Here is a 17,184-nt window from a genome sequence, read left to right as displayed (position 1 = left end):
CGCGTCGGCTCCCGCTCCCGGCACGATAAAAACCGATATACCTTTTCCCCCGGCGCGCCGGGGGAAAGAAGCGCAGACATGCTGAAGAAAATCAAAGTGGAGGAACTGATCCTCGGGATGTATTTCGCCGGCTTCGACGACGCCGCGTGGATGAACCACCCGTTCTGGAAGAACAAGTTCCTCATCAAGAATCCCAACGAACTGAAGCAGGCCCGCGCCAGCGGCATCGCATGTTGCTGGATCGACACCGCCAGGGGCAAGGATGTGGCAGCGCCCCTCCAGGCCGATGGCGATGACGCGCCGGATCAACCCGCAGCTGCGGCCGCAGCCCCGGAGCCGGCAACGCCGGCGCTGGACCCGGCGCTGGTCGATGCGCAAAAACTGTGCGAAACCGCCAAGAAGGCGACCCAGGCCATGTTCGCCGAGGTACGCATGGGCAAGGTGCTGGACATGGAGCGCTGCGTCTCGGTGGTCGAGGAGATCGCCAATTCGGTGCTGCAAAACCCCAATGCGCTGGTGAGCGTGGTGCGCCTGAAACTGGCCGACGAATATACCTACCTGCACTCGGTGGCGGTGTGCGCGCTGATGGTGGCGCTGGGCCGCACCCTGGGCATGGACGAGACTGCCTGCCGCGAAGCCGGCCTGGGCGGATTCCTGCACGATATCGGCAAGGCCTTCATCCCGCATGACATCCTGAACAAGCCCGGCAAGCTGACCGAGGAAGAATTCGCGATCGTGCGCAAGCATCCGGAACTGGGCCACAAATACCTGAACCAGGATGTCAACGTGCCCGACTACGCGCGCGACGTTTGCCTGCACCACCATGAAAAGATCGACGGCAACGGCTATCCGAAAAACCTGCGCGGCAACGCGATCTCGCTTTACGCGCGCATGGCGGCGATCTGCGACGTGTACGACGCGCTCACCTCCGAGCGCCGCTACAAGCACGCCTGGGATCCGGCCGAGGCGATCTCTTCCATGGCAACCTGGACCGGCCATTTCGACCGCGCCATGTTCCTGGCCTTCGTCAAGACGCTGGGCATCTATCCGGTGGGCTCCATCGTCAAGCTGGAGTCGGGGCGTTCAGGCTTCGTGATCCGGCAAAACGACAAGGACCTGACGCGCCCGGTGCTCAAGGTATTCAGCTACAACAATGACAAGGGAATCAGCGACACCGAGATCCTCGACCTGCTGGCCACGCCGGACGCCGACAACATCGTCGCGCGCGGCGGCGAGGAGTGGGCGCGCCTGAGCCATCTCGACTCCATGCAGTTGCTGAGCACGCGGGCGCTGTCCTGAGCGGCAACGCGCCGCGGCCGCGCTGCCGCGCTTAGCGGATGCGGATCTCGACGAAGCGGTTGCGCGGCTCCGGCACGCCCTTCTTTTGCGGTATGCGCGGCTCGCGCGCGCCCTTGCCGACCACCTCGATGCTCAATGGCGCGATCCTGGCGCGGATCAGCTCGCGCTCCACCAGTTGCGCCCGCCGTACCGACAGGCTCTCGTTGATGGCATCGCTGCCGATATTGTCGGCATGTCCGACCAGGATGAATTCGCCGGCCGGGAAGGTGCGGAACTCCTCGATGGCCTCTTCCAGCGACTTGCGCGAGGCGGGCGTCAAGCGGTCGCTGCCCAATTCGAACAGCAGCTCGTAAGTGCGCGGCCGCAATGGCAGGCTCTGCATCACCGGCGCGTAACGCGCCTGCACTTCGGCGTCGCTCAGGGTCGCGGCTTTGCCGATCTTGCCGGACTCGCTCTCCACCGCGGCATAAGGCGTCGCCAGCGCCGCCTCGCCGGCCGCGGTCTTGACGACGATGCTGCTGGCCGATCCATCCGGCTGCGGCAGCAGCACGAAGCGCTCCTTGGGGCCGGCGCAACCGGCCAGCGCCAGCACGGCAAGGTACAAGGCCGGCAACTTATTCATCGCCCACCTCCACGATGAAGTCCGTGCCGCGGATACCGATGGTGGCAGTCGGCGTGGCCACCTGCTGGCGCTCCGGCGCATGCTTGCCGATCAGGCCCGAGACATAGCGCAAGGTGCCCTTGGCCACCCGCACGGCAACGTTGCCGTCGCCGGAACTCTCGTTGAATTTGAAGTCTTCCAGCACAAAACTGGTCTTGGGGCCGAGCGACATCAGCGTGTCGTCGCGCAAGGTGATGCCGGCAGCCGCGTCGGCGGCGGTGACGATGCGGTCGCCGGAATACAACTTGTCCCCGACCTGGGCCGGCAGCTTCTGCTCCTGCCGCTGCACCTGCACATCGCCGCGCACCACCTTCATGATGCCGGCGAAGCGGTTGTCCTGCGCCTGGGCGCTTGATGCGGCGCAGACCAGCGCCGCTACCGCCATCGCCACGGATGACAAATGGCAAACGAATCCAGAAACAGGCCATGCCCGCATGAGATGCCCCTTTTCCCTGATGGCTCATTGATCGATGATGCCGCTGTAGCGCCGCCCAAACCCGCCAGGCGGAGGCGGTCATTATAGGCATAATTCCACGCAGGAATTATTCGCATGAGCAATATCATGCGGGACGGGACGGAGATGGAAAATGAACGGCCGCAAAAACATAAACGACGCAACAACGGCGCTATCAACCTGTTGAGCCAGCGCGGGCAACCGCCGCCAGCGGCACATGCCCCGCCGGGGCCGCCGCATGGCATCCGCGCATCGGATTTACAATAACCTCATTCATCAACACCACCTGCCGACCGGTCCACAGGTGTCCGCATGAGGCTCATCAACCATGACTAATATGACTAACGCCCTGAAAATCGACTTCGTCTCCGACATCGTCTGCCCCTGGTGCGCGATTGGCCTGGCCAGTCTCAACACCGCGCTCGAACGCATCGGCCCGGCGGCGCAAACCGAGATCGCCTTCCACCCCTTCGAACTCAACCCGAACTTGCCCGCGGCAGGCCAGTCCCAACTCGAACACATCACCGAAAAATACGGCATCAGCGCCGACCAGGCCCGCGCCAATCGCGAGCAGATCCGGGCCAGGGCGGCCGCGGTCGGCTTCACCATGAACCGGGACGATGCCAGCCTCGTCTACAACACCTTCGATGCCCATCGCCTGCTGGCCTGGGCACAAGAAAAGGGCGCGCAGGCGGCGCTCAAAACGGCCCTGTTCACCGCCTATTTCACCGATGGGAAGAACATCGCAGACCGGGATGTGCTGGCCGATATTGCCCGGCAGGCCGGCCTGGATGACATGGAAGCGGGTGCGATGCTGGCATCGGAACGCTACCGGCAGCAAGTGCGGGAAGAAGAAGCGCTGTGGGCCCAGCGCGGCATCAACAGCGTCCCGGCGGTCGTCGTGAACGACCGCTACCTGATCTCGGGAGGCCAACCGCCGGAGGTGTTTGAACAGCAAATCCGGGCCATCCTGGCGGGCGAGGTGCAAGGCTGACGATTGCAGGGGCGCAAATTGCCCCTGGCGTTTTTACACAGCCTCGCACAGCCTCGGCCAGGAGCGGATCTTAAAATCCCAAGCGCTGCTGCAAGAATGATGTACGGCTCGCGACAGCAACACGTCCGTTATCCGCCTGAGCGATTGAGCCTCTGCGCAGCCTCGGCAACCATCGATTCCCGCAGTGCGCGGCGCTTGCCCGAATCCTTGAGGACGGCCGCGACAATCTCAGGCGGCGACGTATAAGGGTTGCCGCCGGCAAACGGCGGCGCCGGATCGTATTCCATCGCCAACTGGATTTTTTGCGCCGTTTCCAGGCCCTTGATATCGGCCACGACACGCAGAGCCATATCGATGCCGGAGGTCACGCCGCCGGAAGTATAGATATTCCCGTCCCGGCTCATCCGGTCATTGGAGACGGTGGCGCCAAACTGCGTCAACATGTCGCGCGATTGCCAGTGACCGCCGGCGCGCTTTCCTTTCAAAATGCCCGCAGCGCCCAGCAGCAAGGAGCCGGTACAGACGCCAAATACGTAGTCGCATTTGGCGCTTTCCTGGCGCACGTACGCTATCCATTCCGGATCCAGCATCGCGGCATCGATACCGGTCCCGCCAGGCACGACCAAAATGTTCGACGGTTTGGCGCTCGCCCGCGTGACGTCGGGCAGCAATCGCAAGCCGCGATCGGTCCGCACTGCCTCCGGCGTGGCGGCGACCAGGTCGACCGTCCATCCCGGCGTTCGCGCCAGCACCTCGTAGGGACCGGTAATGTCGAGCTGGACCATGTCAGGAACCGTGATGATATTCACGTGCATGGATCTGTCTTTTGAAACACCCTGGGCCAATGATCTGGCCGTCACCGATGCCAGCAACACACTGGCCACACCGCTCGCCTGCAAGAGTTTTCTGCGCTTTTGATCCATGTTGACCTCCCTGAAATTTGTCGTATACCCTGAGACCGATTATGCGCAACGGAGCCGGGGGGTTTATGCCAAATAGCAGTCAAAAAATGCCAGCGCGACAAGTTGTCATCCTTGTTTTCGACGGTGTTCAACCTATTGATTTTTCCGGTCCGGCGCAGGCATTGATCACGGCCAACGAGGAGGGGGCATCCCCTCAATACATGGTAAGCGTGCGGGCATTCACAGGAGAAAAGATTCAGACTGCATCGGGGTTTTCGATCAATGCGGAACCGATTGACCCCGCTCTCGATATCGACACCCTGATCATTCCCGGTGGGCCGGGCGTGCACGATGCGGTCCAGAAAAATCCTGCGTTCAAGCATGCATTGCGTCAACTGTGCGAACGCTCCCGGCGGATATGTTCCATCTGCACCGGCGCCTTCTTGCTGGCGCAGACAGGCATGCTCACCGATCGCCGCGTCGTGACGCATTGGCGTTCTTGCGATCGTCTGTCGCGTGAATTCCCCCAGGTGCAAGTTGAGTCCGACTCACTTTTTTTGAAGGATGGAAAAGTCTGGACTTCGGCCGGTGTGACGGCGGGAATCGACCTGACGCTGGCGCTGATCCAGGAGGATCATGACGCCGGTCTTGCCGCAAAGGTCGCGCGGCGACTGGTGGTCTATCTGCGCAGGCCGGGCGGCCAGAATCAATACAGCGAACCGTTGTCGCTGCAGGAGGCATCAGGGGCGCACTATGCCGACTTGCTGCAGCGGATGATCGACAAGCCGGAATTCGCATGGACGGTTGAATACATGGCATCGATCGCAGGGCAGTCTCTGCGATCCTTTCATCGACAATTCAAGGAAGAACAAGGAACGACCCCTTCCAAGGCATTGGAAAAGATCCGCACCGAGCTGGCGCGAACGTATCTGCATACCACCGACATGCGGATGAAGCAGATTGCCGCCAAAGCGGGTTTCGACTCGGAAGATTCGATGCGCGACGCCATTGTGCGCCAGTTCGGGATGTCGCCCAAGGAAATGCGCGAACGCTTTTAAGTGACCGCCGGCACCACGGGGAATCGCAGCGGGAAGTTGCCATCGTCCTTGTTCGCACGAAACGGCGTACCAAACGCCAACCGATGTCCGCAACCGGCCAGGAGCGATCCTGTACCCGCGTTCGCGTATAATCAGATGAGAATAATTCCTATTTTATAATAAGCATCCCGTCCGGCCTTTCCCCCGCTACGCACGCGCCAACCAGCCAGTCGTGCGCACGCCCGGGAAAGAGCCCGCCGGATCGGTTGCCGTCACGGGAAGAGGCAAGCGTGATCCTGCATCACTACAATGAACTGGTTGGTTTTTTCACGCGTTCCGTGTCGGACCGCCAGGCGGCGACCGACATCGTTCAGGAATGCTATGCCCGGCTGCTGGCCATGGAGGCGCGCACCGCCCTGAACGATCCGCGCGCGCTGCTCTATCGCATCGGCAAGAATATCGTTACCGATGGCGCGCGCCGCAGGCTGGCCGAAACCCGCATGCTGGAAACACTGGCCCTGGTGGCGCCCGACGAGGCCCCCTCGGTCGAGCGCGAAGCATGCGCACGCCAGCAGCTGGAGCGCTTGTTGTCGCGCTTGCAAGCGATGCCGCGCAAGCGCCGCGAGGCCTTCGTGCTGGTGCGCCTGTATGGCTTGACGCATGCCGAGGCCGCCGCGCAGATGGAATGCGCGGTTGCCGCGATCGAGAAGCACATCGTGCGCGGCGTCATCGACTGCATCGACCTGGCGCGGCTGTTCTCCAATGCCCGTTCTTGATCCCCGCCTGATCCCGCCGCGCCCATGTCGCCCCGCCAATCCTTCGAACATGCCCTGTTGCTGATCGCCCGCCGCCACGGCGGCAGCGCGGCCACGGCCCTGGCGGCCGAGGTCGAGCTGGCGCGGTGGCGCGAACAGGGCAGCGAACACGAGACCATCTATCGCCTGGCGCTGGAGGCCTGGCATGCTTCGCATCCGGGCGGGCTGGAAGAGCGCCTGGCACGGCCGCAACCGCCCGCCGTCAAGCGCCGCAAGATCGTGGCGGCGCTGGGCACGCTGGGCGTGGCCGCGCTCACCGGCGCCATGGCCAGGTGGTGGTGGCGGCAGCCGCTCGAACTGGCCACGCTGGAAACCGGCCGCGCGCAAACGCTGGCCCAGCGCATGGGCGACGGCAGCGAACTGCAGCTGGCCGCGCGCACCAGCGCCGGCGTGGCTTACTACCGCAACCGGCGCGAGGTCACGCTCACGTCGGGCGAGCTCCGCTTGCAGGTCAGCCGCGACATTTCACGTCCGTTCACCGTGCGCACGCGCTGGGGCAGGGTCGAGGTGCTGGGCACCGTATTCACCGTGGCCGTGCGCGGCGACGCAATGGCGGTCGAGGTGGCCGAAGGACGCGTGGCGGTCTGGCGCAACGCCGAAGGAAACGGCGCGGCGCCCGACTTCGACCTGCGGCCCGGCGACGCGGTACGTATCAGCGCCGGCGGCCCCGGCGGCCCCGGCGCTGCCGAGGCGTACCAGGTGGCGATTGCCGGCATCGGCGCCTGGAAGGACGGCTGGATGGTATTCGACGGCACGCCGTTGCCGGAGGCGGTGCTGCGATGGAACGACTACCTGGCGCGGCCGCTGGCAATGGACGGCGACAAGTCGCTGGCCAGGCTCAAGCTGACCGGCAGTTTCCGGCTGGGCGAGCCCGAGGCCTTCCTGCAGGCGCTGCCCAAAATCCTGCCGGTCAGGCTGGTGCGGCAAGCGGATGGAAGCAGCCTCGTCGCGCCGCGCTGATGGCGTGCGGCGGCTGCGGTGGCGCGCTTGAAAATACTTGTCCGGTATCGGGCGGGTTCTTCGTCTTCTGTGGGAAAAACCACTCATGAGGACAATGCCATGCCTGTACATCCCTTCCCCCGCAACGCCATCCGGCCCGGTCCGCGTTCGGCGCTGCTGGCGGCCCAGCTGACCGTATGTATCGCCCTGGGCGCGCCGCAGCAAGCCCTGGCGCAAGCCGGCGCGCCGGCCGCCGCCGCCGCCACCGTGGAGCGGCAATTCTCCGTTCCCGCCCAGCCGCTGGGGCAGGCCATCAACGAACTGGCGCGCCAGTCGGGCACCACCATCTCGGTCAACGCCGCGCTGGTGGAAGGCAAGTCCGCGCCGGCCATCCAGGGCGCGATGACGCTGCAGCAGGCGCTCGACGCCGTCCTCGCCGGCAGTGGCCTGGCGGCCGCAAGAAGCGGATCGGCCATCGTGATCGTTCCCCTCGGCCAGGCGGCGGGACAAAGCTTGCCTGCGGTCACCATCCAGGCCGAGCGCGAAAGCGCCGACGGCCCGGTCACCGGCTATGTCGCCCGCCGCAGCGGCACCGCCACCAAGACCGACACGCCGCTGCTGGAAATCCCGCAATCGGTATCGGTCATCGGCCGCACCGAGATGGAGGCGCGCGGCGCGCAAGACATGATGGCCATCGTGGCGCAGACGCCCGGCATTTCGGTCAACACCTATGGACCCGATAACCGCGGCTGGGAATACATCTCCCTGCGCGGCTTCAACGGCAACAGCGGCAACTTCCGTGACGGCCTGTCGCAGGCCCCCTTCGGCATCGTCTACCGCATGTCCGATCCCTACCTGCTGGAACGGGTCGAAGTGTTGCGCGGCCCGTCCTCGGTGATGTTCGGCCGGGCCGATGCCGGCGGCGTCATCAACCGGATCAGCAAACTGCCCGGCGGCGACCCGGTGCGCGAGGTGGAACTGCAGTACGGCAGCTTCAACCGCAAGCAGCTCGGCATCGACCTGGGCGACCGCTTCGCGCCCGACAGCGACCTGAGCTACCGCCTGGTCGGAGTGATGCTCGACAGCGACGACCAGGACCGTTACCCCAACGGCCAGCGCATCAATCGCAAGCGCTATGCATTCGCGCCCTCGGTGCGCTGGGCGCCGAACGCGGCGACCTCGCTGACGATCCAGGCGGAATTCCTGCGCAACGAGTCCGGGGAAGATCCTTATTACGCAATCGCCGCCGACAAGAGCCTGACGCGGGTAAAGATGGGGGATCCGTCCTTCAGCCGCATCAGGCAAGAGGAGAAGTCGCTCGGTTACCGCTTCGAACATGCCTTCAATGACAACTGGACCTTCCGGCAACAGCTCCGCCATAGCGACATCTCGCTCAACCGCCGGGCGATCTGGGTGGATGAACTGCAAGCGGATGAACATACCTACTCGCGCGTGGCCCGCAGCTGGCACGACTCTATCCAGCACACGGTGACCGACACCCAGTTGCAGGGCAAGCTGCGCAACGGCAACATCAGCCAGACCCTGCTGTTCGGGATCGACTGGAGCCGCATCAAGGGCGACGAACAACGCTTCATCGGCCCGGCGCCCGACCTCGACCTGCTGGCCCCGGTCTACAACCAGCCCATCGCCACGCCATCCACGCCGCAGAGCGACTACCTCCAGACCACCGAGCAGACCGGCCTCTACGCGCAGGACCAGATCAAGCTGTTCGAGCGCTGGGTATTGACCCTGGGCGGCCGCCAGGACTACGTGCGCACCGTCAATGACAACCGCCTGACCGGCATCCGCACACGCCAGAGCGACAGCGCCTTCAGCAGCCGCGTCGGCCTGAGCTATCTGTTCGGCGGCGGCTGGGCCGCGTATGCCGGCTACACCGAATCCTTCCTGCCCAACAGCGGCATCGACGCCAACAACGATCCGCTCAAGCCCAGCCGGGGCCGGCAACAGGAAGTCGGCCTGAAATTCCAGCCGGAGAATGCGCGCGTCTTCTTCGGCGCGGCGCTGTTCGACCTGCGCAAGACCAACGTCGTCACCTACGACGACCTCACCGGCGACACGCGCCAGATCGGCAAGCGGCGCTCGCGCGGCATCGAGCTGGAGGCCAAGGCCGAACTGCAACGCGGCCTGAACCTGACGGCCTCGCTGACCAAAATGAACCTGAAGGTGCTGGAAAGCGCCGACCGCACCGAGGTCGGGAAGGTGCCGGCCACCGAACCGCAGCAGATGGCCTCGCTCTGGCTGGATTACGCCATGGCCAGCGGCTTCGGCCTGGGCGGCGGCGTCAACTATGTCGGCCCGCGCCAGAACGACGAGGCCAATACCTCGGCGCAGGGCGGGTATTCCATCTTCAGCGCGATGCTGAAGTATGAGACCGGACCGTGGCTGCTCAGGCTCAACGCCATCAACCTGCTCAACAAGAACTACAACACCATTTGCTACCACGGCGAATGTTATCTGGGCGCGGAACGCGCAGTGACGGCAACGGCCAAGTACCGCTTCTGATGCGCATGGCCACCGGCGCATCCGATATGCGCTGGTGGCCGTCGGCCAGACGCGCATCATCACGGCGGCGCGCCGCCGCAGTCGGGAAACCCGATTTGCAGGCACAAATTTTCTGGCATTGGAACCGGACTGTGGCATCCTTGGCGCTGCTCCCCGCCCATCAACAACTATCGCCCACCCATGAAATTCGGCTACACCATTATCTATGTCCCCGATGTCGCCGCGTCTCTCGCGTTCTTTGAGACAGCGTTTGGCTTTTCACGCCGATTTCTGCATGAATCGGGGACGTACGGCGAATTGGAGACCGGTGCAACGACACTGGCTTTCGCGGCGCATGAACTTGGCCCGATCAACTTTTCGCTGAAACATGTGGAAGCGGATTCGTCGCCAATTCCCCTGGGCATGGAAGTCGCTTTCGTGACAGAAGATGTGCCAGCCGCTTACAGGCAGGCTTCAGCTGCCGGCGCCCTCGGACTGGCGCCGCCCACATCAAAACCCTGGGGGCAGATTGTCGCCTACGTGCGCTGCCCCGATGGAACCCTGGTCGAACTCTGCTCGCCGGTGGCTGTTTAGGCATGCTTCCGATGAAAGTTGCCGACTTACTCAACGATCTGCGCCTGGCGAACGATCGAATATATGAGATCGTGGCGGCCATGCGAACGGTGATCATCGCCGTCGCGCCCTCGGCTACGGAACAGGTGAAATATGGCGGCCTGATGTTTTCAAGAAACGCTCCTGTTTGCGGTGTGTACGCATATCGGGAACATGTCTCTCTTGAATTCAGCCGCGGTTGCGATCTTCAGGATGAATACCGGATCCTTGAAGGAAAAGGAAAGCTGCGCCTCCATATAAAGATTCTGACCGTGGATGATATTGAGGCCAAGCGCGTCATTGAATACCTGAGCCAGGCATTCGAAAAAAGTGCCTGAACAACGCCTCATCCGGCGGGCAAGCATGCATGCCCGGAGCATCGGCGACGGCCAAGTACCGCTTCTGATGCGCATGGCCACCGGCGCATCCGATATGCGCTGGTGGCCAGCGGCCAGACACGGGCGTCATCACTCAAGGTTCTTCCGGGGCCTCCGCGCCGGCTCCCAGCAGCACCAGATCCGGCGCCAGACGGAAGGAACGGTCCGGACAGGACTGCGGGTCATCCATGTTTTCCGCGATGACTCCGGTGCAGGCGGCTACGATGCAGCGCGCCACATCGATGGGCGTAAGTCCACGCCGCAATTGGCCGCGTTCATAGGCGATATTGATGACGCAGGTCAGGCGCTCCAGCGCCTGCAAGACCATGGTCTCCAGCCTGCCGGCCAGCTCTTGCGGCAGCTCGGGCGTGCCGCGGTAGCGCACCGCCACCTCCATCATGCGCCGCTGCCGGATATCGGCCTGGCAATTGCGCATCTTCAACCACAGCACTTCACGCAGCAGGCCCAGCGGGTCGTCGGCCTGGCGATAGACATCGATATCGCTGCCGATGTCGAAGGGCCAGACCAGGTCCTCGAAGACCGCCTGCACCAGCGTCGTCTTGTCGGGGAAATGCCAGTACACCGCGCCCCGCGTGAAGTCGGCGCTGGCCGCCACATGCTCCAGCGTGGTGGCCCGCACGCCGCGCCGGGCGAAGGCGGCCAGCGCGGCGTCGAGCAGGATGGCGCGGGTCCTCTCGGCGCGCGACATCACGGCTCCCGGGTTGCCAGGTCGCTGTCGACCGGCGCGCCGGTGCGCTCCACCCAGCCGCCGCCCAGCGTCTTGTAGAAGGTGGCCAGGTTGGTCCAGCGCGACAGGCGGGTGCCGATCAGGTTCTTCTGCGCCGAGTACAGCGTGCGCTGCGAGTCCAGCACGTTCAGGTAGCTATCGATGCCGCTGTCGAAGCGCGCCTGCGACAACCGCAACGCATCGGCGCTGGCGTCGACCAGCGCCTCCTGCGCTTCCAGCTGGCGTCCCAGCGTATTGCGCTGGGCCAGCGCATCGGAGACTTCGCGGAAAGCCGTCTGGATCGCCTTCTCGTACTGCGCCACATAGATGTCGCGGCTGATGGTGGCGATATCCAGGTTGGCGCGGTTGGCCCCGCCATCGAAGATCGGCAGCGAGATTTGCGGCACGAAGCTCCAGGAACCGGAACCGCCCTTGAACAGCCCGGCCAGCCTGGCGCTGGAAGTCCCGGCATCGGCGGTCAGGCTGATGCTGGGGTAGAAGGCCGCGCGCGCAGCGCCGATATTGGCGCTGGCCGCGCGCAGGTCGCGTTCGGCTTCGAGGATGTCGGGCCGGCGCTGCAGCAGATCCGACGGCAGGCCCGGCGGTACGCTGGCCAGCGGACTGGCGGCGGCCAGGCTGGCATCGGGCAGGCCCGGCGGCAGCAACGCCTCAGGCAGGTCGGCGCCCACCAGCAGCACCAGTGCATTGCGGTCCTGGTCGACCTGGGCGGTATAACTCTCGACATCGACGCGCGCGCTCTCGAGGCTGGTCTGCGCCTGGCGCAAGGTCAGCGCCGAGGATGAGCCCAGCTCATGGCTGCGCCGGGTCAACTGGTAGGTGTCGCTCTGGCTGGCCAGCGTATCCCTGGCCAGGCGCAGGCGATCCTGGTCGGACGCCAGCGTCAGCCAGGCCGTGGCCACTTCGGCGATCAGGCTGATCTGGGTGCTGCGGCGCGCCTCGGCGGTGGAGAGGAAGGATTGCAGCGCCTGCTCCTTGAGGCTGCGCACGCGCCCGAACAGGTCCAGCTCGTAGGCGCTGAAGCCGAGCGTGGCGGTGTAGCTGCGCGTGGTCATGGCCCTGCCGGTGCTGGACAGGTCGGCCGGCGTGCGGCTGGCCGATTCGCTGGCGGCGGCGTTGACGGTGGGGAACAGCGCGGCGCGTTCCACGCCGTACTGCGCCCTGGCCTTCTCGATATTGAGCACGGCGACGCGCAGGTCACGGTTGTTGGCCAGGCTCATCTCGATCACTTTTTGCAGCGCCGGATCGGTGAAAACATCGCGCCAGCCGATGTCGGCCACGGCGGTGCCGGCGGCGTCCTTGCCGGCGTCGCCGGCAAAGCGCGCCGCTACCGGGGCATCCGGCCGATGGTAGTCGGGCATCAGGGTGCAGCCGCCCAGCAGCATGGCCAACATCAGCGGCGTCAACAGGGCGCGCGGCTTGCGCATGGCGCGCGTCATCTTGGAATGGTTCATGTCAATGCTCCGTGGAAATCGCGGGTTGGCCCAAGGGCGCGGCGGCCGGCTTGCGACCAAACAGCTTCATGATGATCACGAAGAACAGCGGCACGAAGAAGATCGCCAGCACCGTGCCCGACAACATCCCGCCAATCACCGCCGTGCCCAGCGCATGCTGGGCGCCGGCGCCGGCGCCGCTGCCCAGCACCAGCGGCAGCACGCCCAGGATGAAGGCCAGCGAGGTCATCAGGATGGGACGCAGGCGCATGCGCACCGCCTCCATGGTGGCCTCCACCAGGCTCTTGCCCTCTTGGTACAAGTCCTTGGCGAATTCGACGATCAGGATGGCGTTCTTGCAGGCCAGGCCGATGGTGGTCAACAGGCCCACCTGGAAGTAGACGTCGTTCATCTTCCAGGTCAGGATGGCCCCGATCAGCGCGCCCAGCACGCCCAACGGCACCACCAGGATCACCGAGAACGGCACCGCCCAGCTTTCATACAAGGCCGCCAGCGCCAGGAACACGATCAGGATGGAGATGCCATAGAGGATGCCGGTCTTGCCGCTGGAGGCTTTCTCCTGCAGCGACAGGCCGGTCCATTCATAACCTATTCCCGGCGGCATCTTGGCCAGCGCGGCCTCGACGATGGCCATCGCCTCGCCGCTGGAGGCGGCGCCCGGCAAGGCCATGCCCAGGATTTCCATCGACGGCACGCCGTTGTAGCGCTCCAGGCGCGGCGACCCGGATGTCCAGTAGGCGCTAGCGAAGGCGTTGAACGGAACCATGGTGCCGGCGCTGTTGCGCACATACCAGAGGTCGATGTCGGAAGGCAGCATGCGGAACCGGGCCTCGCCCTGCAGCATCACTTTCTTGACGCGTCCCTTGTCGATGAAGTCATTGACGTAGCTGCTGCCCCAGGCGGTGGCGATGGTGTCATTGATGTCGGACATTGCCACCCCCAACGCGCCGGCCTTGTCGGTATCGACCTGCAGGCGGAATTCCGGCGTGTCTTCCAGGCCGTTGGGGCGCACCGCCACCAGCCGCTTGTCCTGCGCCAGGGTGGCCAGCAACTGGTTGCGCGCCTGTGTCAGCGCGGCATGGCCAAGGTTGGCTTCATCCTTGAGCATCAGGTCGAAGCCGGTGGCATTGCCCAGTTCGGAGACCGCCGGCGGCGCGAAGGCAAACACCCTGGCGTCGCGGATGTTGGCGAAATAGGCGCCGGCCTTGGCCGCCACATCGGTCACGCTCAGGCCGGGCCCCTTGCGCTCGTCCCAGGGCTTGAGCTTGATGAAGGCGAAGCCCATGTTCTGGCCGCTGCCGGCAAAGCTGAAACCGGAGACGGCGAACACGCCCGAGACCGCGTCCTTCTGGTCCACCAGGAAATGCCGCTCGACCTGGCGGATCACCTCGTCGGTGCGCTGCTTGGTCGCGCCCGAGGGCAATTGCATGATCGCAAACAGGGTGCCCTGGTCCTCGTCCGGCAGAAAGCCCACCGGCAGCTTCATGAAGCCCGCCACCACCAGCGCCAGCAGCACCGCATAGGCGGCCATGTAGCGCCAGCCGCGCGCCAGCATGTGGCGCACGATGCCCTGATAGCGGTGATTGCCGCGGTCGAACTGGCGGTTGAACCAGCCGAAGAAACCGGTGCTCGCCAGCGCGTGGCCCTTGGCGGCAGGCTTGAGCAGGGTCGCGCACAGGGCCGGGGTCAGCACCATGGCCACCAGCACCGACAAGGTCATGGCCGAGACGATGGTGATGGAGAACTGGCGATAGATCACGCCGGTCGAGCCGCTGAAGAAGGCCATCGGCACGAACACCGCCGCCAGCACCAGCGCCACGCCCACCAGCGCGCCGCTAATCTGGCCCATCGATTTGCGGGTGGCCTCCTTGGGCGGCAACCCCTCCTCCGACATCACGCGCTCGACGTTCTCCACCACCACGATGGCGTCATCGACCAGCAAGCCGATGGCCAGCACCATGGCGAACATGGTCAGGGTATTGATGGTGAAGCCGAACACGGCCAGCACGCCGAAGGTGCCCAGCAGCACAACCGGCACGGCGATGGTGGGGATCAGCGTGGCCCGGAAGTTCTGCAGGAACAGGTACATCACCAGGAACACCAGCACCACCGCCTCGATCAGCGTGCGCACCACTTCCTCGATGGAGATGCGCACGAAGGGCGTGGTGTCATAGGGTTTCTGCACCTTCATGCCGGCCGGGAAGAACTTCTCCAGCTGCGCCACGCGCTTGTCGATGGCCTGGACGGTATCGAGTGCGTTGGCGCCGGTGGCCAGCTTGATGGCCAGGCCCGCTGCCGGCTTGCCGTTATAGCGGCCCACCGAGGTATAGCTTTCGCTGCCCAGCTCGATGCGCGCCACATCGCGCAGCTTGACCTGCGCGCCGCCGGTGAGCGTGCGCAGCACGATGTCCTGGAACTGCCCGGCCGTGCGCAGGCGGGTCTGGGCGGTGATGGTGGCGTTGATCTGCTGGTTGTCGGCGGCCGGCAGGCCGCCCAGTTGGCCGGAAGACACCTGCACGTTCTGCGCCTGGATGGCGTTCTTGACGTCCAGCGGCGTGAGGCTATAGCTGTTGAGCTTGCCGGGATCGAGCCAGATCCGCATCGCGTATTGCGAACCGAACAGCGTCGTGTCGCCCACGCCCTCCACGCGGCTGATGGCGTCCTGGATATTGGCCGCCACGTAGTCGGACAGGTCCGAGCCGCTCATGCTGCCATCTTCCGAGGTAAAGGCCAGCACATTGAGGAAGTTGGTGGCGGACTTGGTCACCGTGATGCCCTGCTGCTGCACTTCCGACGGCAGCAAGGGAGTGGCCAGCGAAAGCTTGTTTTGCACCTGCACCTGGGCGGTATCGGGATTGGTGCCGTTCTCGAAGGTCAGCGTGATGGTCACCGTGCCCGAGGATTCGCTGGTGGATGCCATGTAGCTCAGGCGATCCAGTCCCTTCATCTTTTGCTCGATGATCTGGGTGACGGTGTCTTCCAGCGTCTTGGCCGAAGCGCCGGGATAGTTGGCGCTGATGGCGATGGCCGGCGGGGCGATGGCGGGATACTGCGCGATCGGCAAGGTCAGCACCGAGACGACCCCGGCCAGCATGACGATGATGGCCAGTACCCAGGCGAAGATGGGGCGGTCAATGAAGAAGCGAGCCATGATATGTCCCCGCCTTTCAGTTGACGCCGGCGACGGTGGTCGCAGCAGTAGCCGTAGCTGTAGCAGCAGCAGTCGCGGCCGGCCCGGACTGCCACGGCACCGTCTTGACCTTGACCCCGGCCGCGGCGCGCTGCTGGCCATCGACCACCAGTTGGTCGCCCTCCTTCAGGCCGCTGCTGACCAGCCACTGGTCGCCGATGGCGCGATCGGTCACCAGCGAGCGCTGCTCCAGCACGCCATCGGCATTGACCACGAAGGCCAGGGGCTTGCCCGCGCCGTCGCGGCTGACCGCTTGTTGCGGCGCCAGCAGGCCTTGCTGGCGCACGCCTTCCTGCAGCACGGCGCGCACATACATGCCCGGCAGCAGGTCGGCCCTGGGATTGGGGAAAACCGCGCGCAAGGTGATCGCGCCGGTGTCCTGGTTGACCGTCACGTCCGAGAATTGCAGCGTCCCTTCCTGCGCATAGGTACGGCCGTTCTCCAGGATCAGCTTGACCTTGGCGCCATTGCCGGACTTCTGCAGGTCGCCGTTGGCCAGCGCCTCCTTCAGATTCAACAGGGTCGTGCTCGATTGCGTGACATCGACATAGATGGGATCGAGTTGCTGGATAGTCGCCAGCGCGGTGCTTTGGCTGGCCGTCACCAGCGCGCCGGGCGTGACGCTGGACTTGCCGATGCGCCCCGAGATCGGCGCATCGACCTTGGCGTAGTCCAGGCTGATGCGGCTGGTTTCCACATTGGCCCGGGCCGAACCGACATCGGCCTCGGCCTCGCCCAGCGCGGCGACGGCGTCATCGTAATCCTGCTGGCTGACCGCCTTGATGGCGACCAATTCCTTGTAGCGGCTGGCCTTCAGGCGCGCCGTCTTCACGCTCGCCTCGGCCTTGGCCAGCGCCGCCACGCTGCTGTCGTACGCGGCCTTGTAGCTGGCCGGATTGATCTGGTACAGCACCTGCCCGGCCTTGACGTCGCTGCCCTCGCGGAAATTGCGCGCCTTGATGATGCCGTTGACTTGCGGCCGCACATCGGCGATCAGGTAAGGCGAGGTGCGCCCCGGCAATTCCGTCTGCAGCGCTACCGGCTGCGCGCGCAGCGTCATCACGCCGACCACCGGCGTGCCGGCGGCGGGCGGCGGCCCGCCCGGAGGTTTGCCGCATGCGCTGAGCACGCTGACGATCGCCAATACTGCGGTGGGCCTGAGGATAAAGGTAGTGCGCATGGAACTCTCCGTAATGGGAAGGC

At 64.8% G+C, this 17,184-nt stretch carries 16 protein-coding genes; 9 read left to right on the top strand and 7 right to left on the bottom strand.

Annotation, left to right across the window (positions count from 1 at the left end):
* The first annotated feature begins 78 nt into the window (after positions 1-78).
* Positions 79-1,299 carry a cyclic di-GMP phosphodiesterase gene (locus AC07N6_RS03800; RefSeq protein ID WP_494780978.1) on the top strand — a complete coding sequence of 407 codons (1,221 nt, stop codon included), beginning with the start codon at positions 79-81 and terminating at the stop codon, positions 1,297-1,299.
* Positions 1,300-1,330: 31 nt separating this feature from the next.
* Here AC07N6_RS03800 and AC07N6_RS03795 read toward each other — a convergent pair whose 3' ends face one another.
* Both AC07N6_RS03795 and AC07N6_RS03790 read right to left on the bottom strand, forming a co-directional pair.
* A complete protein-coding gene (locus AC07N6_RS03795; RefSeq protein ID WP_494780977.1) occupies positions 1,331-1,921 on the bottom strand; it encodes an OmpA family protein in 591 nt (196 codons plus the stop codon).
* On the bottom strand, positions 1,914-2,351 hold the full coding sequence (locus tag AC07N6_RS03790) for a FecR family protein (RefSeq protein ID WP_494781279.1): 438 nt from the start codon (positions 2,349-2,351) through the stop codon (positions 1,914-1,916). The genes AC07N6_RS03795 and AC07N6_RS03790 overlap by 8 nt, the downstream gene beginning before the upstream one ends.
* 159 nt (positions 2,352-2,510) lie before the next feature.
* On the opposite strand from AC07N6_RS03790, the gene AC07N6_RS03785 reads away from it, so the two are divergent.
* Together AC07N6_RS03785 and AC07N6_RS03780 are read left to right on the top strand one after the other, a co-directional pair.
* Positions 2,511-2,681: a hypothetical protein gene (locus AC07N6_RS03785; protein WP_494780976.1), complete on the top strand. Its 171-nt coding sequence runs from the start codon at positions 2,511-2,513 to the stop codon at positions 2,679-2,681.
* A gap of 70 nt (positions 2,682-2,751) precedes the next feature.
* Positions 2,752-3,408 carry a DsbA family oxidoreductase gene (locus AC07N6_RS03780; RefSeq protein WP_494781278.1) on the top strand — a complete coding sequence of 219 codons (657 nt, stop codon included), beginning with the start codon at positions 2,752-2,754 and terminating at the stop codon, positions 3,406-3,408.
* A 128-nt stretch (positions 3,409-3,536) separates the two neighbouring features.
* On the opposite strand, the gene AC07N6_RS03775 is transcribed toward AC07N6_RS03780, so the two are convergent.
* Positions 3,537-4,331, bottom strand: coding sequence for a DJ-1/PfpI family protein (locus AC07N6_RS03775; RefSeq protein ID WP_494780975.1), 795 nt, complete (start codon positions 4,329-4,331; stop codon positions 3,537-3,539).
* An 86-nt stretch (positions 4,332-4,417) separates the two neighbouring features.
* On the opposite strand from AC07N6_RS03775, the gene AC07N6_RS03770 reads away from it, so the two are divergent.
* From AC07N6_RS03770 to AC07N6_RS03745, 6 genes are all read left to right on the top strand, one after another.
* Positions 4,418-5,368, top strand: a complete 951-nt coding sequence (locus tag AC07N6_RS03770; protein ID WP_494780974.1) for a GlxA family transcriptional regulator — start codon at positions 4,418-4,420, stop codon at positions 5,366-5,368.
* Positions 5,369-5,637: 269 nt separating this feature from the next.
* Complete coding sequence (locus AC07N6_RS03765; protein ID WP_494780973.1) at positions 5,638-6,123, top strand: sigma-70 family RNA polymerase sigma factor; 486 nt, start codon at positions 5,638-5,640, stop codon at positions 6,121-6,123.
* 24 nt (positions 6,124-6,147) lie between these two features.
* Positions 6,148-7,122 carry a FecR family protein gene (locus tag AC07N6_RS03760; RefSeq protein ID WP_494780972.1) on the top strand — a complete coding sequence of 325 codons (975 nt, stop codon included), beginning with the start codon at positions 6,148-6,150 and terminating at the stop codon, positions 7,120-7,122.
* A gap of 99 nt (positions 7,123-7,221) precedes the next feature.
* On the top strand, positions 7,222-9,624 hold the full coding sequence (locus tag AC07N6_RS03755) for a TonB-dependent siderophore receptor (RefSeq protein WP_494780971.1): 2,403 nt from the start codon (positions 7,222-7,224) through the stop codon (positions 9,622-9,624).
* A gap of 180 nt (positions 9,625-9,804) precedes the next feature.
* Positions 9,805-10,197 (top strand): VOC family protein, encoded by a 393-nt coding sequence (locus tag AC07N6_RS03750; RefSeq protein ID WP_494780969.1) that lies wholly within the window; start codon positions 9,805-9,807, stop codon positions 10,195-10,197.
* Between the two features lie 11 nt (positions 10,198-10,208).
* Positions 10,209-10,553 carry a DUF1801 domain-containing protein gene (locus AC07N6_RS03745; protein ID WP_494780968.1) on the top strand — a complete coding sequence of 115 codons (345 nt, stop codon included), beginning with the start codon at positions 10,209-10,211 and terminating at the stop codon, positions 10,551-10,553.
* Between the two features lie 133 nt (positions 10,554-10,686).
* Here AC07N6_RS03745 and AC07N6_RS03740 read toward each other — a convergent pair whose 3' ends face one another.
* The 4 genes from AC07N6_RS03740 to AC07N6_RS03725 are packed head-to-tail and all read right to left on the bottom strand — an operon-like array spanning position 10,687 to position 17,161.
* Positions 10,687-11,301, bottom strand: a complete 615-nt coding sequence (locus tag AC07N6_RS03740; protein WP_494780967.1) for a TetR family transcriptional regulator — start codon at positions 11,299-11,301, stop codon at positions 10,687-10,689.
* Positions 11,301-12,791 (bottom strand): AdeC/AdeK/OprM family multidrug efflux complex outer membrane factor, encoded by a 1,491-nt coding sequence (gene adeC, locus AC07N6_RS03735; RefSeq protein WP_494780966.1) that lies wholly within the window; start codon positions 12,789-12,791, stop codon positions 11,301-11,303. The genes AC07N6_RS03740 and adeC overlap by 1 nt, the downstream gene beginning before the upstream one ends.
* A gap of 1 nt (position 12,792) precedes the next feature.
* A complete protein-coding gene (locus AC07N6_RS03730; RefSeq protein WP_494780965.1) occupies positions 12,793-15,942 on the bottom strand; it encodes an efflux RND transporter permease subunit in 3,150 nt (1,049 codons plus the stop codon).
* Between the two features lie 16 nt (positions 15,943-15,958).
* Positions 15,959-17,161, bottom strand: coding sequence for an efflux RND transporter periplasmic adaptor subunit (locus tag AC07N6_RS03725; protein WP_494780964.1), 1,203 nt, complete (start codon positions 17,159-17,161; stop codon positions 15,959-15,961).
* Positions 17,162-17,184 lie beyond the last annotated feature (23 nt).

The sequence above is a fragment of the Herbaspirillum sp. GW821-FHT09A12 genome (assembly GCF_059418325.1).
The sequence above is the reverse complement of the archived record's forward strand: the minus strand, read 5'-3'. Positions and strand labels throughout refer to the sequence as shown.